Origin of the sequence: Halalkalibacterium halodurans (assembly GCF_005671335.1) — a bacterium.
Classification (GTDB): Bacteria; Bacillota; Bacilli; order Bacillales; family Bacillaceae_D; genus Halalkalibacterium; species Halalkalibacterium halodurans.
On record NZ_CP040441.1, the window covers coordinates 306,940 to 322,505 of the forward strand.

13 protein-coding genes, 2 pseudogenes and 1 riboswitch are annotated in these 15,566 nt (G+C 40.2%); of the genes and pseudogenes, 12 read left to right on the forward strand and 3 right to left on the reverse strand.

Annotated features, from left to right (window positions below):
* Positions 1-7: 7 nt before the first annotated feature.
* The 6 genes and pseudogenes from FED51_RS21710 to FED51_RS21300 all read left to right on the forward strand — a co-directional run.
* Positions 8-249 (forward strand): annotated as a pseudogene (locus tag FED51_RS21710) (hypothetical protein); the annotation flags it as partial.
* Positions 245-937, forward strand: a complete 693-nt coding sequence (locus FED51_RS01630) for a response regulator transcription factor (RefSeq protein ID WP_053432103.1) — start codon at positions 245-247, stop codon at positions 935-937. The pseudogene FED51_RS21710 and the gene FED51_RS01630, both read left to right, overlap by 5 nt.
* Positions 934-1,929 (forward strand): sensor histidine kinase, encoded by a 996-nt coding sequence (locus FED51_RS01635; RefSeq protein WP_053432104.1) that lies wholly within the window; start codon positions 934-936, stop codon positions 1,927-1,929. Before FED51_RS01630 ends, FED51_RS01635 begins: the two co-directional genes overlap by 4 nt.
* Positions 1,930-2,044: 115 nt before the next feature.
* Positions 2,045-2,806: an ABC transporter ATP-binding protein gene (locus FED51_RS01640; RefSeq protein ID WP_010896454.1), complete on the forward strand. Its 762-nt coding sequence runs from the start codon at positions 2,045-2,047 to the stop codon at positions 2,804-2,806.
* Positions 2,796-4,646: an FtsX-like permease family protein gene (locus FED51_RS01645; protein WP_053432105.1), complete on the forward strand. Its 1,851-nt coding sequence runs from the start codon at positions 2,796-2,798 to the stop codon at positions 4,644-4,646. The genes FED51_RS01640 and FED51_RS01645 overlap by 11 nt, the downstream gene beginning before the upstream one ends.
* A gap of 433 nt (positions 4,647-5,079) precedes the next feature.
* Positions 5,080-5,466, forward strand: a pseudogene (locus FED51_RS21300) (IS256 family transposase); the annotation flags it as partial.
* 101 nt (positions 5,467-5,567) lie between these two features.
* Here FED51_RS21300 and FED51_RS01655 read toward each other — a convergent pair.
* Positions 5,568-5,756 carry a hypothetical protein gene (locus tag FED51_RS01655; protein WP_010896459.1) on the reverse strand — a complete coding sequence of 63 codons (189 nt, stop codon included), beginning with the start codon at positions 5,754-5,756 and terminating at the stop codon, positions 5,568-5,570.
* Between the two features lie 182 nt (positions 5,757-5,938).
* Between FED51_RS01655 and FED51_RS01660 the strand changes: the two genes are divergently transcribed.
* From FED51_RS01660 to FED51_RS01670, 3 genes are all read left to right on the forward strand, one after another.
* Positions 5,939-6,304, forward strand: coding sequence for a lactococcin 972 family bacteriocin (locus FED51_RS01660; RefSeq protein ID WP_053432106.1), 366 nt, complete (start codon positions 5,939-5,941; stop codon positions 6,302-6,304).
* An 87-nt stretch (positions 6,305-6,391) separates the two neighbouring features.
* Positions 6,392-8,617, forward strand: coding sequence for a bacteriocin-associated integral membrane family protein (locus FED51_RS01665; protein WP_053432107.1), 2,226 nt, complete (start codon positions 6,392-6,394; stop codon positions 8,615-8,617).
* Positions 8,618-8,620: 3 nt separating this feature from the next.
* Positions 8,621-9,262, forward strand: coding sequence for an ABC transporter ATP-binding protein (locus FED51_RS01670; RefSeq protein ID WP_053432108.1), 642 nt, complete (start codon positions 8,621-8,623; stop codon positions 9,260-9,262).
* A gap of 143 nt (positions 9,263-9,405) precedes the next feature.
* On the opposite strand, the gene FED51_RS01675 is transcribed toward FED51_RS01670, so the two are convergent.
* Positions 9,406-9,786 (reverse strand): VOC family protein, encoded by a 381-nt coding sequence (locus FED51_RS01675; RefSeq protein ID WP_053432109.1) that lies wholly within the window; start codon positions 9,784-9,786, stop codon positions 9,406-9,408.
* Between the two features lie 98 nt (positions 9,787-9,884).
* The gene (locus tag FED51_RS01680; protein ID WP_083445640.1) at positions 9,885-10,682 is read right to left on the reverse strand and encodes a PhzF family phenazine biosynthesis protein; all 798 of its coding nucleotides are present in this window, start codon (positions 10,680-10,682) and stop codon (positions 9,885-9,887) included.
* A 231-nt stretch (positions 10,683-10,913) separates the two neighbouring features.
* Positions 10,914-11,083, forward strand: a riboswitch (cobalamin riboswitch).
* An 84-nt stretch (positions 11,084-11,167) separates the two neighbouring features.
* Here FED51_RS01680 and cobT point away from each other — a divergent pair.
* The 3 genes from cobT to FED51_RS01695 all read left to right on the forward strand — a co-directional run bounded on the left by cobT (position 11,168) and on the right by FED51_RS01695 (position 15,537).
* On the forward strand, positions 11,168-12,241 hold the full coding sequence (gene cobT, locus FED51_RS01685; RefSeq protein WP_053432110.1) for a nicotinate-nucleotide--dimethylbenzimidazole phosphoribosyltransferase: 1,074 nt from the start codon (positions 11,168-11,170) through the stop codon (positions 12,239-12,241).
* A 358-nt stretch (positions 12,242-12,599) separates the two neighbouring features.
* Positions 12,600-13,379 (forward strand): ABC transporter ATP-binding protein, encoded by a 780-nt coding sequence (locus tag FED51_RS01690; RefSeq protein WP_010896467.1) that lies wholly within the window; start codon positions 12,600-12,602, stop codon positions 13,377-13,379.
* Entirely contained in the window at positions 13,369-15,537 is a 2,169-nt protein-coding gene (locus tag FED51_RS01695) for an ABC transporter permease (RefSeq protein WP_053432111.1), read from the forward strand. Before FED51_RS01690 ends, FED51_RS01695 begins: the two co-directional genes overlap by 11 nt.
* Positions 15,538-15,566: the final 29 nt, after the last annotated feature.

A 15,566-nucleotide genomic window follows, 5' to 3' on the forward strand; every position in this document is an offset into this window, starting at 1 on the left:
TTTGGATATGATTAGCCAAAGGGGTTTTTTATTGAAAAGGACAAGAACATATGAGATTAAACAGTGGATTAAAGAAGGTTGGGCAACGGGCAGTGGGCCAGATTATCACCTTGGCTTAAAATTCAAGATGACTTCTCATTAGGTCAGTCACAGAGATTAAAAGGTATAAAAACCGGCAGACAACATGAGTTTTTATCGGATTTGGAACGGAACTACTTTTATTTAAATGAGGCAGGGGATTTTTATGTATAGAATATTAATTGTGGAGGATGAAAGAAGTATTACTCATACATTAAAAAATCGTCTTGAAAAATACGGATATGAGTGTCACACAATAGAAGATTTTAAAAGAGTTCTGGATGTTTTTCAAGAAACAGAACCGCATTTAGTTATTATGGATATCAATCTTCCTTACTTTGATGGATATTACTGGTCAAGAAAAATAAGACAGATATCCACATGTCCAATTATGATTCTGTCTGCTCGAATGAGCGAACTAGACCAGATATATGGTATTGAAAATGGTGCAGATGATTTTATCACTAAGCCTTTTGTAATGGATGTCGTATTAGCAAAAATCAATGGGCAAATTCGACGTACCTATGGAGAGTATGCAAAAAACACAGAACGACGAATAGTACAATTGGGTAATACCACCTTAAATTTGGACACAGTCCGTTTATCTACGCCGAAACAGGAGGAAGTATTGACGGTAAAAGAGCTCCAGCTTTGTACTATGTTTTTTGAGTCTTTTCCAAATGTTGTCACAAGACAGCAGCTGCTTTCTGTTATATGGGATGAAGAAGGATTTGTAGAAGAAAATACACTCACGGTGAATATTAAAAGATTGCGAAAAAAATTAGAAAATGTCCAATCCTCTTTAGAACTAAAAACGATTCGGGGAATTGGCTACCAATTAACGGTGAAAGACGAATGAAGTTATTTATAAAGGATCATCTCAGCTTTATTCTTTTGTATCTGATAACGTTTATCTGCTTGCCTTTTATCATTGAACAATTAGATGGTTTTGAAAATCATTATGACTATTTTAGTTTTTTAGCCATCACTTTATTAATAAGTCTACTTGTTATTCGCTATCTTCGTCGTAAAAAAATGTATACACATTTAAAAAAAGAAAATTTGGACCAAGCTGATTTTCTTATCTATCGTCCTCATGCTCCAATAGAAAAAGCATATGCCAATCAATTAAAGGAATTTTCCTCCTTACTCTTAAAAGAACAGGACACGTATCAAAATTTTTTACAGGAACAGCAGCTACTTATTTCACATGCGGTGCATCAGATGAAGACGCCTATTTCTGTCATGCAATTGCTTGTTCAATCGAATCAAACAAACGATGTCAAATCGTTGGGAGAATGGCAGAAAGTAGAAGCCGAATGCGATAAAATATACTTTTCGTTAAATCAGCTATTGTCTTATAGCCGCTCTACCCAATTATTATCTGATTTGAAAATTGAAGCGATGCCACTAAAGAAAATCATCCAAGAGGTTATTAATGATTTAAAAGATTACTTTATTGAGGAAGAACTATTTCCCAAGGTGACAATAGCGGAAGAAGTTATTCTTTATTCAGACCGAAAGTGGATGAAAGTAGTTGTCTACCAACTGCTTAGTAATGCGATAAAATATGGTGAGAAGCACTCTACTGTTCATATTTATTACAGGAATGGTCAGTTATCGATTCATAACAGAGGGGAAACCATTCCAAAAAGCGAGATCAACCGCTTATTCAATTTGTTCTATACAGGTTCAAAAGGACGGAAAAGAAGTGAAGCAACAGGAATAGGTTTATACTTAGTCAAAAGGATTTTGGTTACGCTAGATCACCCGTTTGAGTTAACGTCTCATCATCAAGAAACCACTTTCACCATTGAACTTTCGAAAAGTATTAGTACGGCTGCCGATTGAGGCAGCCGTTTTAAATGTGTCAATATTGTCACTTTGCCGTCATGATTCTAAATGTTAAGGAATGGACTACCTCGGTATAGTAAAGTTAACAATGAAAAAAACAGGAGTGGTATATATGTCAGATATCATATTAAATGTTCAACAACTCCATAAGGATTATGTGGGAGAGGTGAACTATAAAGCATTAAAAGGCATTGACTTTCAACTGAAACGTAATGAATTTGTCTCTGTAATGGGCCCATCTGGAAGTGGGAAGACGACATTTTTAAATTGTATATCAACCATAGACCGTCCGACAAATGGTTCTATTACAATTAACCAAAAAAATCCATATGAACTGAATGATGAAGATCTTGCAAAGTTTCGACGTAGTGAATTGGGTTTTGTTTTTCAAGATTTTAACTTGGTTCACACATTAACCGTAGAAGAAAACATTTTATTACCATTGACACTCGATGCAGTGAATGCAAAGGAAATGACATCCCGTTTAGCGGAAGTCGTTGAGTTTTTAGGAATTGAAGAAATCATGAAGAAGAGAACCTTTGAAATTTCAGGGGGACAGAAGCAACGTGTAGCCATTGCACGAGCCGTTATTCATCAGCCTAGTCTATTATTAGCAGATGAGCCGACGGGGAATCTGGACTCTAAAGCAGCAAATAGTGTGATGACGCTATTTCAATCCATTCACGAAACGTTTCAAACCTCTTTATTAATGGTCACACATGATCCGTATGTTGCCAGTTTTGCTGAGCGAGTAATTTTTATGCAAGACGGGATGCTCTACAATGAAATACAGAGAGGTGACCACAAGAAGCAATTCTATCAAGAAATTGTAGATACACTGACATTTCTGGGCGGTGGATATCATGAGCTTTAATCATATTGTCATTCAAAATATAGTACGGGATAAATGGACCTATATTTCGTATTTTCTGAGCAGCGTCTTTTCTATTTTAGTCTTTTTCTTTTTTTTGATTACTGCCTTTCATCCAATGATGGATGCAATCGATGCGAATAGCTCACTTGGAATAGCCATGATTTTATGTAGTATGATTGTCTATATTTTTTCTTTTATTTTTATTATTTATTCGATGCTGGCTTTTTTAAAGAAGAAAACCAAAAGCCTTGGCGTCTTTATCATTTCTGGAGCATCGACGAAGCAAGTGCGGAAAATGGTGTTCCGAGAAAATATGCTGATTGCTTTTGCGGCAATTATTACAGCCATTGTTGTTGGATTAATCGTTTCTCCTCTGTTTTTAATGGTCGTTAAAAATATCTTGGAGGCAGAAAGCTTTGGAATGTATGTACCCGTACAAGCGATTGCAACGACATTCATTTTATTTAGTGTTTTATTTTTCATTGTTTCCAAAATAACGACACGATTTATCAAGAAAGAAGAAGCTGTACAACTGTTAAAAGCAGATGTAACACAGGAAAAATTAATACTTCCAACTCCATGGAGGTTCCTTTTATCCATCTTAGTGAGTGCAGTTTGTTTACTACCTTTCAAAGTAAATCCAGATATCATTGAAAGCTTAGGAATTCTTTATTTTGTGATTTTGTTTATCAGTCTGTTAATTACGTTTTATTTGGTATTAACCCAAGGAACTTGGTTTACGATTCGGGGATTGCAAAAAAGCTCCTCGTATTACAGAAAAACGAATATGTTATTTGTATCGAATTTACAAGCCAAAGGCAAATCACATGCTCATATCATTTATTTGCTCAGTATTTTACTGCTTGCCGTATTTGTTACGACGAGTGTTTTGTACAGTTCGTATTATAATGTCGAAGAAAATACGGAAGCTGTATATCCGTATAGCTTTCAATATATTTCACATCCAGATAATCCTATAGAAAAAGTACAGCAAGATATTGAATTTATAGAGTCAACCCTTGAGCAAACAGTGGGAGATTTCGATGCGTATCAATCTGCGTTCAAAACAGACGAAGACCGCAGGATTGGCTTCATGTCCAATACTAATTTCAACGCACTAGGCACACACCAGGCGATAACACTTAACGATAATGAATATTATGTTGTAGCAGGAAATGTGGGAATGATTCCAAATACGGATACCATTCAGGATTATGTGGATGACCCTCTTCAGTACGTAGGATTAGAAGAAGGAATGATTCTTACAACAGGATTTCGGGCAGTATATTATGTTATTCCAGAAGCGATTTATGAAGCACTCAATTATCCAGAATATCATGTGTTTGCCTATGAATTGAAGGATTGGACAGAGAAACGGGATGTAGCAGAAAAAATAGAATCACAAATCATGACAGAACCAGATGAGCGTTATGTCACATCGAAAATTTCATTATATCATGATGAATTATTTGTGAAGAGGATCATGTTTTTTATTGGTTTTATGCTGAGTCTGCTTTTTTTAAGTGCAGCCATGAGTATTCTTTATTTTTACTTGCAGACCTCTTTAGCGGGTGAAAAAGAAAAATATTTGGGCATTCGCAAAATCGGGCTATCTATGAAAGAAATGAGTGTGATTGTGACAAGAGAATTATCCATACTGATTTTTGTCCCTTTTACAATTGCTACGATTTTATTATTTATCGTGTTATTCAGTATTCGTGATGCACTTTCACCAGCATTTTTTCAGATGACTAACGTTGGTGTAGGAATTATTTTGCTGTTGTTTACTCTGAGCTTTTTTATTATACGCAAGGCATATTTAAAAAAATTGGTAGAGTAAATGCACGTTAGCCGTCGTTTTAGATCAAACCTTAATTTAAATCTACAGGAGATTGTAGATTTTGAAAAAGGATATACCTTTTTTACCCCTTTGGATTATCGTGTCCAAAGGGGTTATTTATCGAAACGTATTCCACAATCAGGCGCGATGGCTAAAAATCAATTTGAAATTTTAGACCAAAGGACCTGGAAGTTGTTCAGGTGAGTTGGGTTATTAGGAAAGGATCATATTATGAAAAATTGACTAACCTCTTGTGAAAATGAAGGTAATTTGAAATAATTGTTAGTAAGCGATGGGCAGAAAAGAGGGAGGGAATTGTAATGAATAATATATCAGTATCCTGATGGTAGTATAATGCGAATTGAACAGAGTATCGCACTTTACGCATGGCATGGTAATCACCATTTAGCACATATTCAACAAGCTTTAAGAAGTACCAAGTAAGGATTATAAAGCAATTACGCAGGCATTAAGAAAAGGATAATAGTGCCCCGAGTCTGAAGGCTTGTCAAAAGGCCTTTGAATCCTTCAAACAACAATGGACCGCTTATCCAGAGAAACTTTGGACAAGTCGATTAGTTCTTTGACTATGCCAACGCCATTCGCAAAATCGACTTACGCCGTGGAAAGCATCCGTTCCAGCCTCAGGAAAGTGACGAAAAAAGGAGCATTCCCCCATGAGAATGCCCTATGAAAAGGATTGTAATTACGCATTAAAAGAACTGGAAAATAAGATGGGGTGGCGGGTACCCGAAACGGGTCCATTGTCAGGAACCAGCTGCTCCTTCATGATGAGCTGAAAGATAGGGTTTTAAAATAGCCTCAGTAACGTGGCAAACCCGCTAGTTTTGTCCCCGTCTACTAATCTTAGTCGTTTTTTGTCTCGCAATCTATGGGTTTCAATCTACCTTAAACCAAAGATTATTCCTCTTCGTCATCTGTTTCTTCCACAACGTCTTCAAATTCTTCTTGGTCTTGCTCCAATTCGTCTTCTGTTACTTCTTCCACTTCTGCATTTTGGTCAACGCTTTCCGTTTCATTTTCATCTGCATTGCATGCTACCAAGACAAAAATGCTAGCAAGCACTAACGTCAATCCCATTTTTCGCATCTAAGACACTCCTTCATAAAGCTAAGTTTTATTCTACTCTAAACAATTGCACATGTAGTTGTCAATGTGTTCCAATAAAAAACCGATATTCTACAAATTATTCTATTAATTTACTAAAAAGGCATTGACAAATTTTTCAACAATTTATAGAATTAATTTGCACCCAAAAATCGGAAAATTAAATGAAAAAGATTTTCTTTTCAGTAGCTGCAGCCACATTTCTAGCACTTGCTTCCCAACAAGTATTGGCCGCTGAACCAGAAACGGTTTCAGAACAAGAGGGCGTATCAAATGCCGATGTGACGCCATTTGAAACAGTCGATGCCCAGAGCACGGTTTGGATCTGGTCAAGAGGCATTACCAATGTTACAGACACTCGAAAAACGGCTTATTCTAATTACTATCATCGTGACAGGCCGCACCGTTCTGCTGCACAGTTAGGGAATGATCGAGCCGTCTCGCCGCTAGGCGGTCCGGGAGCAACTACCTATGCTAGCATCCGCGGCAACAAAAACTTACCAGCAACGTTCTATCGTTTTACGTACTAAACATGCCGCTTCGTCCAGTATCTACTGGGCGAAGCGCTTCATTTCCACGATACATATAACAGGAATGATTACGAAGGGGTTTATTTCATGAAGCGTCTTTTTCTCGTTTTTTTGGCTGCTTCTTTTCTGTTTTCGGCTTATGTTTCGTATTTACTGGAGACAGACAAAGAAGTGCACGCATGGTCGGCAGCAGCGTATGCTGATTTTGCTGTTACGATTCCACGAATCGATTTGTTAGGGCCTGATATTGTGTTGTCTGTGTTAGAGGAAGCAGCTACCCATCATCAGGTAAATTTGTTGCGTGATGTCCAACTCCTTGGGGAAGGCGACAAGATTGCCTTGACGACGTTTGCCTTGCTGACAGAAAAAAGCCCCTTTCTAGAGGCGATTCCACTTCGACACGGCTCTCGTTTAACGAGTGAAGATACCCGTGATGGTGACTTGATCTTGTCTTCTCGGCGAACGAAGGAAGACGTTGAGGAAATCAAAGGGACGATACAAACATTGAGCCAGACACATACACGAACGGTTAGGCCGTTGCACCAGTTTCCTAACTATGTCTCGCCCTATGCTACCTATCAAGTGGAACAAGCTGGTACTGTTACGAAAGAGCAGTTTTCCGCCACGCTTGCCGATTTATTCAACCATTACCTTGAAGACTATGTGGAAGAGCTTGAACCGTTAACAGTCGATGATTTTGCTGTTCAAACAGAGCCTAGTCATGTGAGCACAACATTTGATCCTACCTTTCCGAAAACGTTAGCATGGACGCTTTGGGGAATAACAGGGCTGATGCTCATGTTTTACATTATGCGAAACGGCAAAACAGTCGCGATTTATAGCATGCACGGTTTTTCGCTTTTTAAGATATGGCGACGATTGATCGGCAATGCCTGTGGAGGTTTTTTTGCTTTTTATTTGTTGTTCTTGCCCCTGTTGGCTTTTGCCTTGTTTGGCTGGCAACCTCGCTATCTCTTCGCTACAATGGTTACCGGATCATGGCCATTCCTGCTTCTGCTGGCGATATCCTTTTTGTTTGTGTTTTATAGCAGTCGTTCTTCCTTAATCGAGAGCATTAAAAACAACACGAAAACGAAGCTGTTTTTAATCGTAAGCCAAGTAGCCAAGGTGGTCGCCCTCGTTTCTGTCATTGTTTTTTTGCTACAAATCGCGGATCGCCTGACAATAATGGAAGAAGTGCGTAACTCGATGACCGATTGGGCGTTCGGTAAAGATTACGGCGAATTTTATCCCCATTCTATCGGTTACGACCAAGAAGAAATGAACCAGGAGAGTGGCTTATGGCAAACAGATATTTCCTTAACTAAGAGCTTGTATCCAGTGCTAAATGCTGTGGGCGCTCTCTATATAGATGCAGTACTTTATGAAGAAGAATGGTTGCGAATGGCTACGGAATATTCACAAGAACATATTCGTTCAATACGAGTGAACCCAAACTATTTACAAGCTTTTCCGCTAGTAGATGAGAATAATAAACGTATTGCCATTCAGGAAGAAGAAACCAATCGTGTGTTATTGGTTCCTGAGCAATATAAGGACCAGAAAGAAGATATTATTGCTTACTTTAAAGAAGATTATGCGTATTGGGCAACGATGCCCGAATATCAAGCAGAGTCTTATTCCCACTTGCAAGAGCAAACGTTTGACATCATTTGGCTCGCTTCGTCTCAAGAAGTGTTTAGCTTTAATCTCTATGTCTTCCCAAACGAAGGCAATCTAATTGTTGACCCTATCATACAAGTCCTTACGGAGAATAACAGCTATCCAATGGAACGAGATTTCTTTCGTGGCTCAGTCGGAAATGATCCGCTAAAAGTCAAACTGTTGGACCAAAATACAGCGAAAACCTATGAACACTATCTTCCGCTTTTGCGCGACTTGCAGCTTGATGACAATGCCAAACACTTGGTGACCGTTAATGAACAAGCACAAAAAGACATTACTGAGATCCAACGGGCACTAACACTTGATACGATCCTGTTTGTGCTTACGGCAACAATCGCCCTGTTTATGATTGTGCAATCAAGCCATTTGTTGTTCGCACAACACAAAAAACGCTTTCTATTGCGGCGCCTTTTCGGCCACAGTCTGTTTCGTGCTTACCGTAATGTCCTGTTTTGGACGTTGGCAACATGGGTCGTCATTTTAGGCATTGCCCTTTACCGCCATAGTGGGACCCAATACTTGGCGATCGTCGTACTTGTCCTTTTCTTGACGGAAGTGGTGGTCACGTCTGTTGTGTTAATGAGGCTCGAGCAGAAAAACAAAGTTAGCGTATTAAAGGGGGAATAACGAATGGCAGCTGCAATCGTAGAACTGACTGACATCAGCAAATCTTTTCATTCAGAAACGGTGCTCCGTGACTTCAACTTAACCATTGATCGTGGCGAAATGATCGCGATTACAGGGCCAAGCGGCTCAGGAAAGACAACGATTTTAAACATTATTGGTCTGTTAGAAAAAGAAGATCGCGGCACGGTGCGGCTTTTTGGCAAGAACAAGCCAGCATACCATTCCAAACAGGCATTGCAGTTCCGTAAAAGCAAAATCGCTTACTTGTTTCAAAACTTTGCTTTAATGGATGATGAAACGGTTTCGAAAAATCTCGACGTCCCGCTCGAACTTATAAAGGGATCACGTACATTCAAACAACAAAAGAAAAAGGAAGTGTTAGAAAAAGTCGGTCTCTTTAACAAACTAAATAAAAAAGTCCACTCGCTATCAGGAGGGGAACAACAACGTGTGGCTATTGCACGCCTCTTGTTACGGCCGTGCGACTTGTTGTTAGCTGATGAGCCAACAGGATCACTTGATATGGCTAACCGCAATGTCATTCTTGATTTGTTATGCCAATTGAACCAAGAAGGAATGACGATTGTGATCGTTACCCATGATCCTGAAGTTGCCGACCGATGCGATCGGGTAATCACCCTTTAAGGAAAAGTCACTACAGGGATTAACCATGCCTTTATGGCGTTCTCCTATAGAAATGCACGTTTTTATAGGAGAACGGTTAAGCCGGGAATATCAATGCAGCACGGTAATCAAGAACGATGCTCCATTAAAGGGCGCGATATTTTTTACACAGTCAATTCTAAGAAGTTGCCTTCAGGATCCTCTATCACACTCTCATAATAGCCGTCCCCAGTAACACGAGGACCATTAACAAGGCGGTAACCGTCATTGTGTAAGCGGCCTGTCATCTGATTGACGGCCTCCTTGCTCCCCAGAGAAATGGCAATATGAGCCCAACCCATCCGATCGTCCTGATCCGGCTTATCGATACCTGACTGACACATAATCTCTAAACGTGCACCCCCGTCAAACGTTAGAAAGTAAGATTCAAATTTCTTATCTTTATTATGATACTTTGAGTTTGCATGTCCATTAAAGTACTTAACATAAAATGTTTTCATAGCTTCTAAATCTTTGACCCAGATTGCTACATGCTCTATTTTCATCTCACTGTCACTCCTCTAATGTTGCACTATTTTTACCTTTTTTAAATTCTTGCGGATGATTAAATCATCTCATCATTCATGGATGAATAGGTTACGAGTTAAAGGAGGAGCTCACTTCTCAATACTGTGATGGCTTGCCCTAATAAGAAAACTCTATCATGTTGCAATTTGATTTTTAGGATGCCTCCTCTTTTAGAAGCCTGATAGGCAAGAAATTCGTTTTTGTTTAATTTTTCTTGCCAGTATGGACCTAGACAACAATGGGCTGACCCTGTAACAGGATCCTCGTTCACACCTACCGCTGGAAAGAAGCATCTTGAAATAAAATCGTATTCAGTTGATGTCGATTTGCTTGTTACAATGATTCCTCTAGTATCGATTTGTTCTAATAGTGAAAAATTAGGATTTAATTCTTTTAACCTTTGTTCAGAGTCTATTTCAATTAAATAATCAAATCGGTTTCGGCCAACATATAACGGTTGAATGCCTAATCCATCAATCAGTTCATTAGGATACACATTTTCCTGTTTTGGTTGTTCAGATGGGAAATCTAATTCGATCCATTCGCCGCGTTTACTAGCAGTAAGTATTCCGCTTTTAGTATAAAATGTAATGGGCTGTTCCGCGCTTATGTGATCCAGTTCCCATAAAATACGGGCACTTGCCAGAGTCGCATGTCCACACAAATCGACCTCTGTATTTGGTGTAAACCACCTCAATGAGTATCCATCTTGATAAGGGTGGAGGAAAGCAGTCTCGGATAAATTCATTTCCGAAGCAACATGCTGCATCCAAATATCATCTCGTGAAGTAGGAAGAACACAGACGGCTGCTGGATTCCCTTTAAAAGCTTGATTTGTAAAAGCGTCTACTACATAAATAGGGGTTGTCATCATCTAAATTCTCCCTCTTACGATTTTTAACCACTCTTTAAATTTTACCAAAAGATTAAACGAAGCGGAAAGGCTTTTCCTTCCAAGGTTGAGAATGATGTAAAATCGACAGAAGTTAATTAGCAAGATAAGTGAATAGAAGGTTTATTGAGTATTCCAGAACTGGGGACTATTTGCTAATGTGACGGATTGTTAACCGAATGATTTTATGATTTAATTGTAGTGTAGTAATACAGTTTAATAGGCTTCTTAGGTGCCTCATTTGTAGGAGAATAGGGAAGTTTTAAAACGACGCGGAGCCCGCCACTGTAGTCGAGGAGCTGCTACAATACCACTGGGAAACTGGGAAGGTGTAGCATGCGATGAATCGGAGCCAGGAGACCTGCCTAAGAAGATGCGCTGTCATTGATGAGGCATGGCATACCCTCAGCTTATTTAAGCTGGGGTTTTTTGTGTGGTCGGGAGTTACCATCAAAGGAGGAAGGATCATGCAAAAAGTAAAGGAAACGATTGGTTCAATCAATGGGTTGGACACAAAAGCACAGCAACAAATGGAACAACATTTAAACACTCTGACGAAACCTTTGGGGAGTTTAGGTTTATTAGAATCATTGGCGATTAAAATAGCGGGCATTACGGGTCACACCCAGCCTGAAATTGATCCTGCCACCGTAATCGTAATGGCGGCAGACCATGGCGTAGCCGCTGAAGGCGTTTCAGCTTATCCATCAGAAGTTACTCAGCAAATGGTTCATAATTTCATTACAGGTGGGGCAGCGATCAATGTGTTGTCACGTGTCTCAAATGCCTCGGTACAGGTTGTTGATATTGGTGTCAATGGCACGTTGCAGCTTCCGGGTTTAATCAACAAAAACGTACGCCATGGAACAAATAATATGGCGCAAGGCCCCTCCATGGAAAGAGAAGAAGCCATTGCTGCGATAGAGGTAGGGATCGATGTTGCACAGGCAGCTATACAGAATGGAGCTAAGTTGCTAGCGCTTGGGGAGATGGGAATCGGAAATACTACGGCAAGCAGTGCGATGCTCGCTGCACTCGAGCAGGTACCGGTGGAGCAAATCGTTGGTTTTGGGACAGGTCTAAGTCATGAAGGAAAAGAAAAAAAGGTCGCTGTGATCAAGCGGGCCATTGAAGTCAACCAGCCCAACGCAGCAGATCCGATTGACGTTTTAGCCAAAGTAGGGGGATTAGAAATAGCAGGTCTTGCAGGGATTGTACTAGGCGCAGCAGCATGGCGAATCCCTGTTTTAGTCGACGGTTTCATCACGGCTGTGGCTACCCTAACAGCGGTTCGAATCGCACCCCTATGTGTGCATTATTTGATTGCATCCCACCAATCAGTGGAGCCTGGTCATGTCTGTGTGAACAAACTTTTAGGCTTAACACCACTCGTCAATCTAAATCTTCGTCTTGGGGAAGGAAGCGGGACGGCCATTGCCCTTCCGATTGTAAGGTCAGCCATCCGAATTGCACGTGAAATGGCGACATTTGAGCAAGCTGGTGTGTCTGGTGCCATTGAGGATGTTGGCAAGGAGCAGTAGAAACAGTCATCGTTGGGATGGCTAGGCCGTATTCCTTCTTTACAGGTACCGACTCTCTCTAATCAACGTGGGGTGACGATTAATACATTAGAAGTTGTCACTTGAAGGGTCGTTTTAAAATCGAATGATTCGAGCAGATATGCTTAAAAGAATGGTCTCTTAGGACAGGATGTCTCTATGAGGCCGTTTTTTTATTGTAAGCTCTATAGCGTAAATCTTTAAGAATATTAGATCAACCCTTCCGTTTTCCTTACATTAGGTGTAAGTGTTTTTCGTCTGTCATACTGGTTAAAATGTGAATAGCTCCATCCGGTGGATGATGATTTCCGAAAATGATGATAGAAAAGGGGAGTTTCACATGGCCAGTCACGGAAAATTACTAGAGGTTCAAGACTTACAAAAAAACTACGGAAAGAAAAACAATCTAACAAAAGCGTTAAAGGGTGTTAATTTTGACATTCTCCCAGGAGAATTCTTAGGAATCATGGGTCCAAGTGGCTCTGGCAAAACGACATTATTAAACTGCATTGCTACGATTATTAAACCCACCTCGGGACGTGTTCTTTTACATGGAAAAAACATCAGTGCGTTTGATAGTAAGGATTTAGCGAAGTATCGTGGCAGTCGAATCGGGTATTTGTTTCAAGACTTTGAATTGCTGGATAATCTAACGGGACAAGAAAATATCCTATTACCATTAGCCATTCATGGAGTGGATTTTACAAAAGCGCGTGTGAAGTTAGATGAGCTGGCAAGTATTTTAGATATTGCAGATATTCTTCATAAATTCCCATCTCAGATGTCTGGTGGGCAAAAGCAGAGGGTCGCCGCCGCGCGTTGTTTGATTTCTGATCCAGATATCGTTCTGGCGGACGAACCGACAGGGGCATTGGACACACGCTCCGCAAGAACGTTAATGACGAAGTTGGAGAGTATTAATCGTAGTAGTGGAAGAACGATTTTAATGGTCAGCCATGACCCTAATGCAGCGAGCTTTTGCTCTAGAATCCTCTTTATTCAAGATGGTGTCATCTTTCACGAACTACGTCGCAAACAAGAAGAGTCTCGTGAGAAATTTTATGAAAGAATTTTAACGGTACTAGCTCAGCTTGGAGGAGGAAGCGCCAATGTTCTCTAAGCTGATCTATCGTCATGCGAAACGTAGCCGTAAGGAGAATTTAATCTATTTTGCAACCCTTATAACCGCAGTCGCCTCGTTTTATATTATTCTTTCCTTGGGGAAACAAGATATTATTTTATTCTTAAGGGAGTTTGAAAGTGATGCGATTGATAAACTGTTAGCCTTAATGCCCATTGTTTATCTATTTGCGTTATTTTTATTATTTTTCTTAATTTTATTTGCTAATCAGTACCAATTAAATCGAAGGAGTAAAGAGTTCGGGCTCTATCTCATGTTAGGAATGCGCAAGGAACGCCTTGTTCTTCAGCTTATAGCAGAGGGGTTCATAACATCCATTTTTGCACTCGTTGGTGGGATTTTAATCGGCGGATTTTTGGCAGAAATCATTAGCTTGACCGTTTCTAAATTAGTGGGACAGGGCATTATCGGTCATCAAATGACCTTGTCATTAAGCGCGATTTTCTTTACGATCATCGGCTTTTTATTCATCCAGTTTGTCGCGCTAGTCATTCTTGGCGGCAGACTATTTAAACAAGAAGTCCATCAGTTACTTTATGAGCAGATGGATAAGAAAACCGACATGGGACACGTGAAAGGGAACATCATCCATCTTTTAATTGGTGTGGCCCTTCTAGGTATGGCCTACTGGAGTGTTTTAGCTCATTTTGAGGAGCTTGCAGGGTTGCTTATGTTTATCGCATTGGCTCTCGGAAGTTTGGGGACGATCTTTTTTATGAGAGGTTTTGCAAAAATACTAGGTTTCTTGGCGGGATTGTCTGAGCGTAAATCAACGAAAGGGCTCCACACCTTTACAATAAGGCAGTTTCAGGAGAACATCGCGAATCGTTCGACCTCCGTTGCCGTCACATCGATTCTTATCACATTGTCGATCATTTTAATCGCCGATGGTGCCTCGACGATTTTGAATTCAGGAAGTGATTTATATAATCGCGAGTCCTCTGTGTATGACTTTACGGTTAATGGAGAGAGCGAAAGAGTGGAGGAGTTTCTGACTTCGGAAAACATGGTGTCGTATGTTGAGGATTTAAATCTCTTGGAAATAGGAAGGATGAAAGGCCAAGGCGAGCGGTTGGAAGATGGGATGGCGTTGTCATTGGTGGATTGGTCTAAATTAAGAGAACAAATCATTATGGCATTGCCAACGAGCGATCAAGAGCAAGTGTTATCTGGAGAAATGCAGAGTTATACGATCAGTTCGGAAAACCCTGAAGCACTTAACCTGTTTGGGGTCCTAGAGATCGATGCATCAGCACCTTACCTCATTCCTGAATCATCTTATAATGGACTTTTAGAAGCAGTAGGGGAACAACCGCTGAACTTACAATCAGACGAAATGGCTTTATACTTTAATCCTGATTTTATGCCGATGGATGATTTAGATCGCATGCCTGTACTCGATCAAATTCTTGAGCAGGCTGCAAACGATGGACAACGTTTAATACGTATGGATGATCAGACCGTATCTATACGTCCATCCACTCCAATGAGAGGGTTAGTAGCAGACCGTTCAGTTGAAATCCATTCCGCATTTATCGTCCCTGATCCGATGTTCGAACAATTCGTAAACACGGAAACGTATCGGTCTTATTGGAATTTTCGCATCCCACAAAAGGTACAAGAGCAGCACGGCTTAATGAAGCCGATGATGGAGGCGAAAGACGTATTAACGTCTGCTGGCTTCGAGTTTGAAAGTTATTTACAAAACTTTGGCCGCAAGCTGTTCTATGTTGTGGCTGGAAGCTATACCGTTTTATACATGGGATTTTTATTTTTGATTATTGCTTGTACGGTTTTAGCCCTACAATTTTTAACGCAAATGAAGCAAACAGGCAGGCGTTATTTAACCCTTTCCATGTTGGGCGCGAAACGTCATCAAATGAAACAATCGATGCAGAAACAAGTGTTGTGGACCTTTCTATTGCCTGTGTCACTCGCATGTGTGAGTGGAGCTGTTGGGATTAAGGCGATGATTTCTTTTGTAATGATTCACATCGAACATCAACCGTTACTGTATCCTATTGCCCTTGCCTTTGCGTGTATTATAATTGTAATTGTGGCGATTTATGGCGTAGCCGTTGCCCGATCAGCAGATCATGAAATTGATAAATTGCGTTGGAAGCGAACGATCGATTAACGAGTCGTTCATTTCATATGAAGGAGGTG

Coding starts and splice junctions, on each gene's coding strand:
- FED51_RS01630 (WP_053432103.1), top strand. CDS start 245: ATGTATAGAATATTAATTGTGGAGGATGAAAGAAGTATTACTCATACA.
- FED51_RS01635 (WP_053432104.1), top strand. CDS start 934: ATGAAGTTATTTATAAAGGATCATCTCAGCTTTATTCTTTTGTATCTG.
- FED51_RS01640 (WP_010896454.1), top strand. CDS start 2,045: ATGTCAGATATCATATTAAATGTTCAACAACTCCATAAGGATTATGTG.
- FED51_RS01645 (WP_053432105.1), top strand. CDS start 2,796: ATGAGCTTTAATCATATTGTCATTCAAAATATAGTACGGGATAAATGG.
- FED51_RS01655 (WP_010896459.1), bottom strand. CDS start 5,756: ATGCGAAAAATGGGATTGACGTTAGTGCTTGCTAGCATTTTTGTCTTG.
- FED51_RS01660 (WP_053432106.1), top strand. CDS start 5,939: ATGAAAAAGATTTTCTTTTCAGTAGCTGCAGCCACATTTCTAGCACTT.
- FED51_RS01665 (WP_053432107.1), top strand. CDS start 6,392: ATGAAGCGTCTTTTTCTCGTTTTTTTGGCTGCTTCTTTTCTGTTTTCG.
- FED51_RS01670 (WP_053432108.1), top strand. CDS start 8,621: ATGGCAGCTGCAATCGTAGAACTGACTGACATCAGCAAATCTTTTCAT.
- FED51_RS01675 (WP_053432109.1), bottom strand. CDS start 9,786: ATGAAAATAGAGCATGTAGCAATCTGGGTCAAAGATTTAGAAGCTATG.
- FED51_RS01680 (WP_083445640.1), bottom strand. CDS start 10,682: ATGATGACAACCCCTATTTATGTAGTAGACGCTTTTACAAATCAAGCT.
- cobT (WP_053432110.1), top strand. CDS start 11,168: ATGCAAAAAGTAAAGGAAACGATTGGTTCAATCAATGGGTTGGACACA.
- FED51_RS01690 (WP_010896467.1), top strand. CDS start 12,600: ATGGCCAGTCACGGAAAATTACTAGAGGTTCAAGACTTACAAAAAAAC.
- FED51_RS01695 (WP_053432111.1), top strand. CDS start 13,369: ATGTTCTCTAAGCTGATCTATCGTCATGCGAAACGTAGCCGTAAGGAG.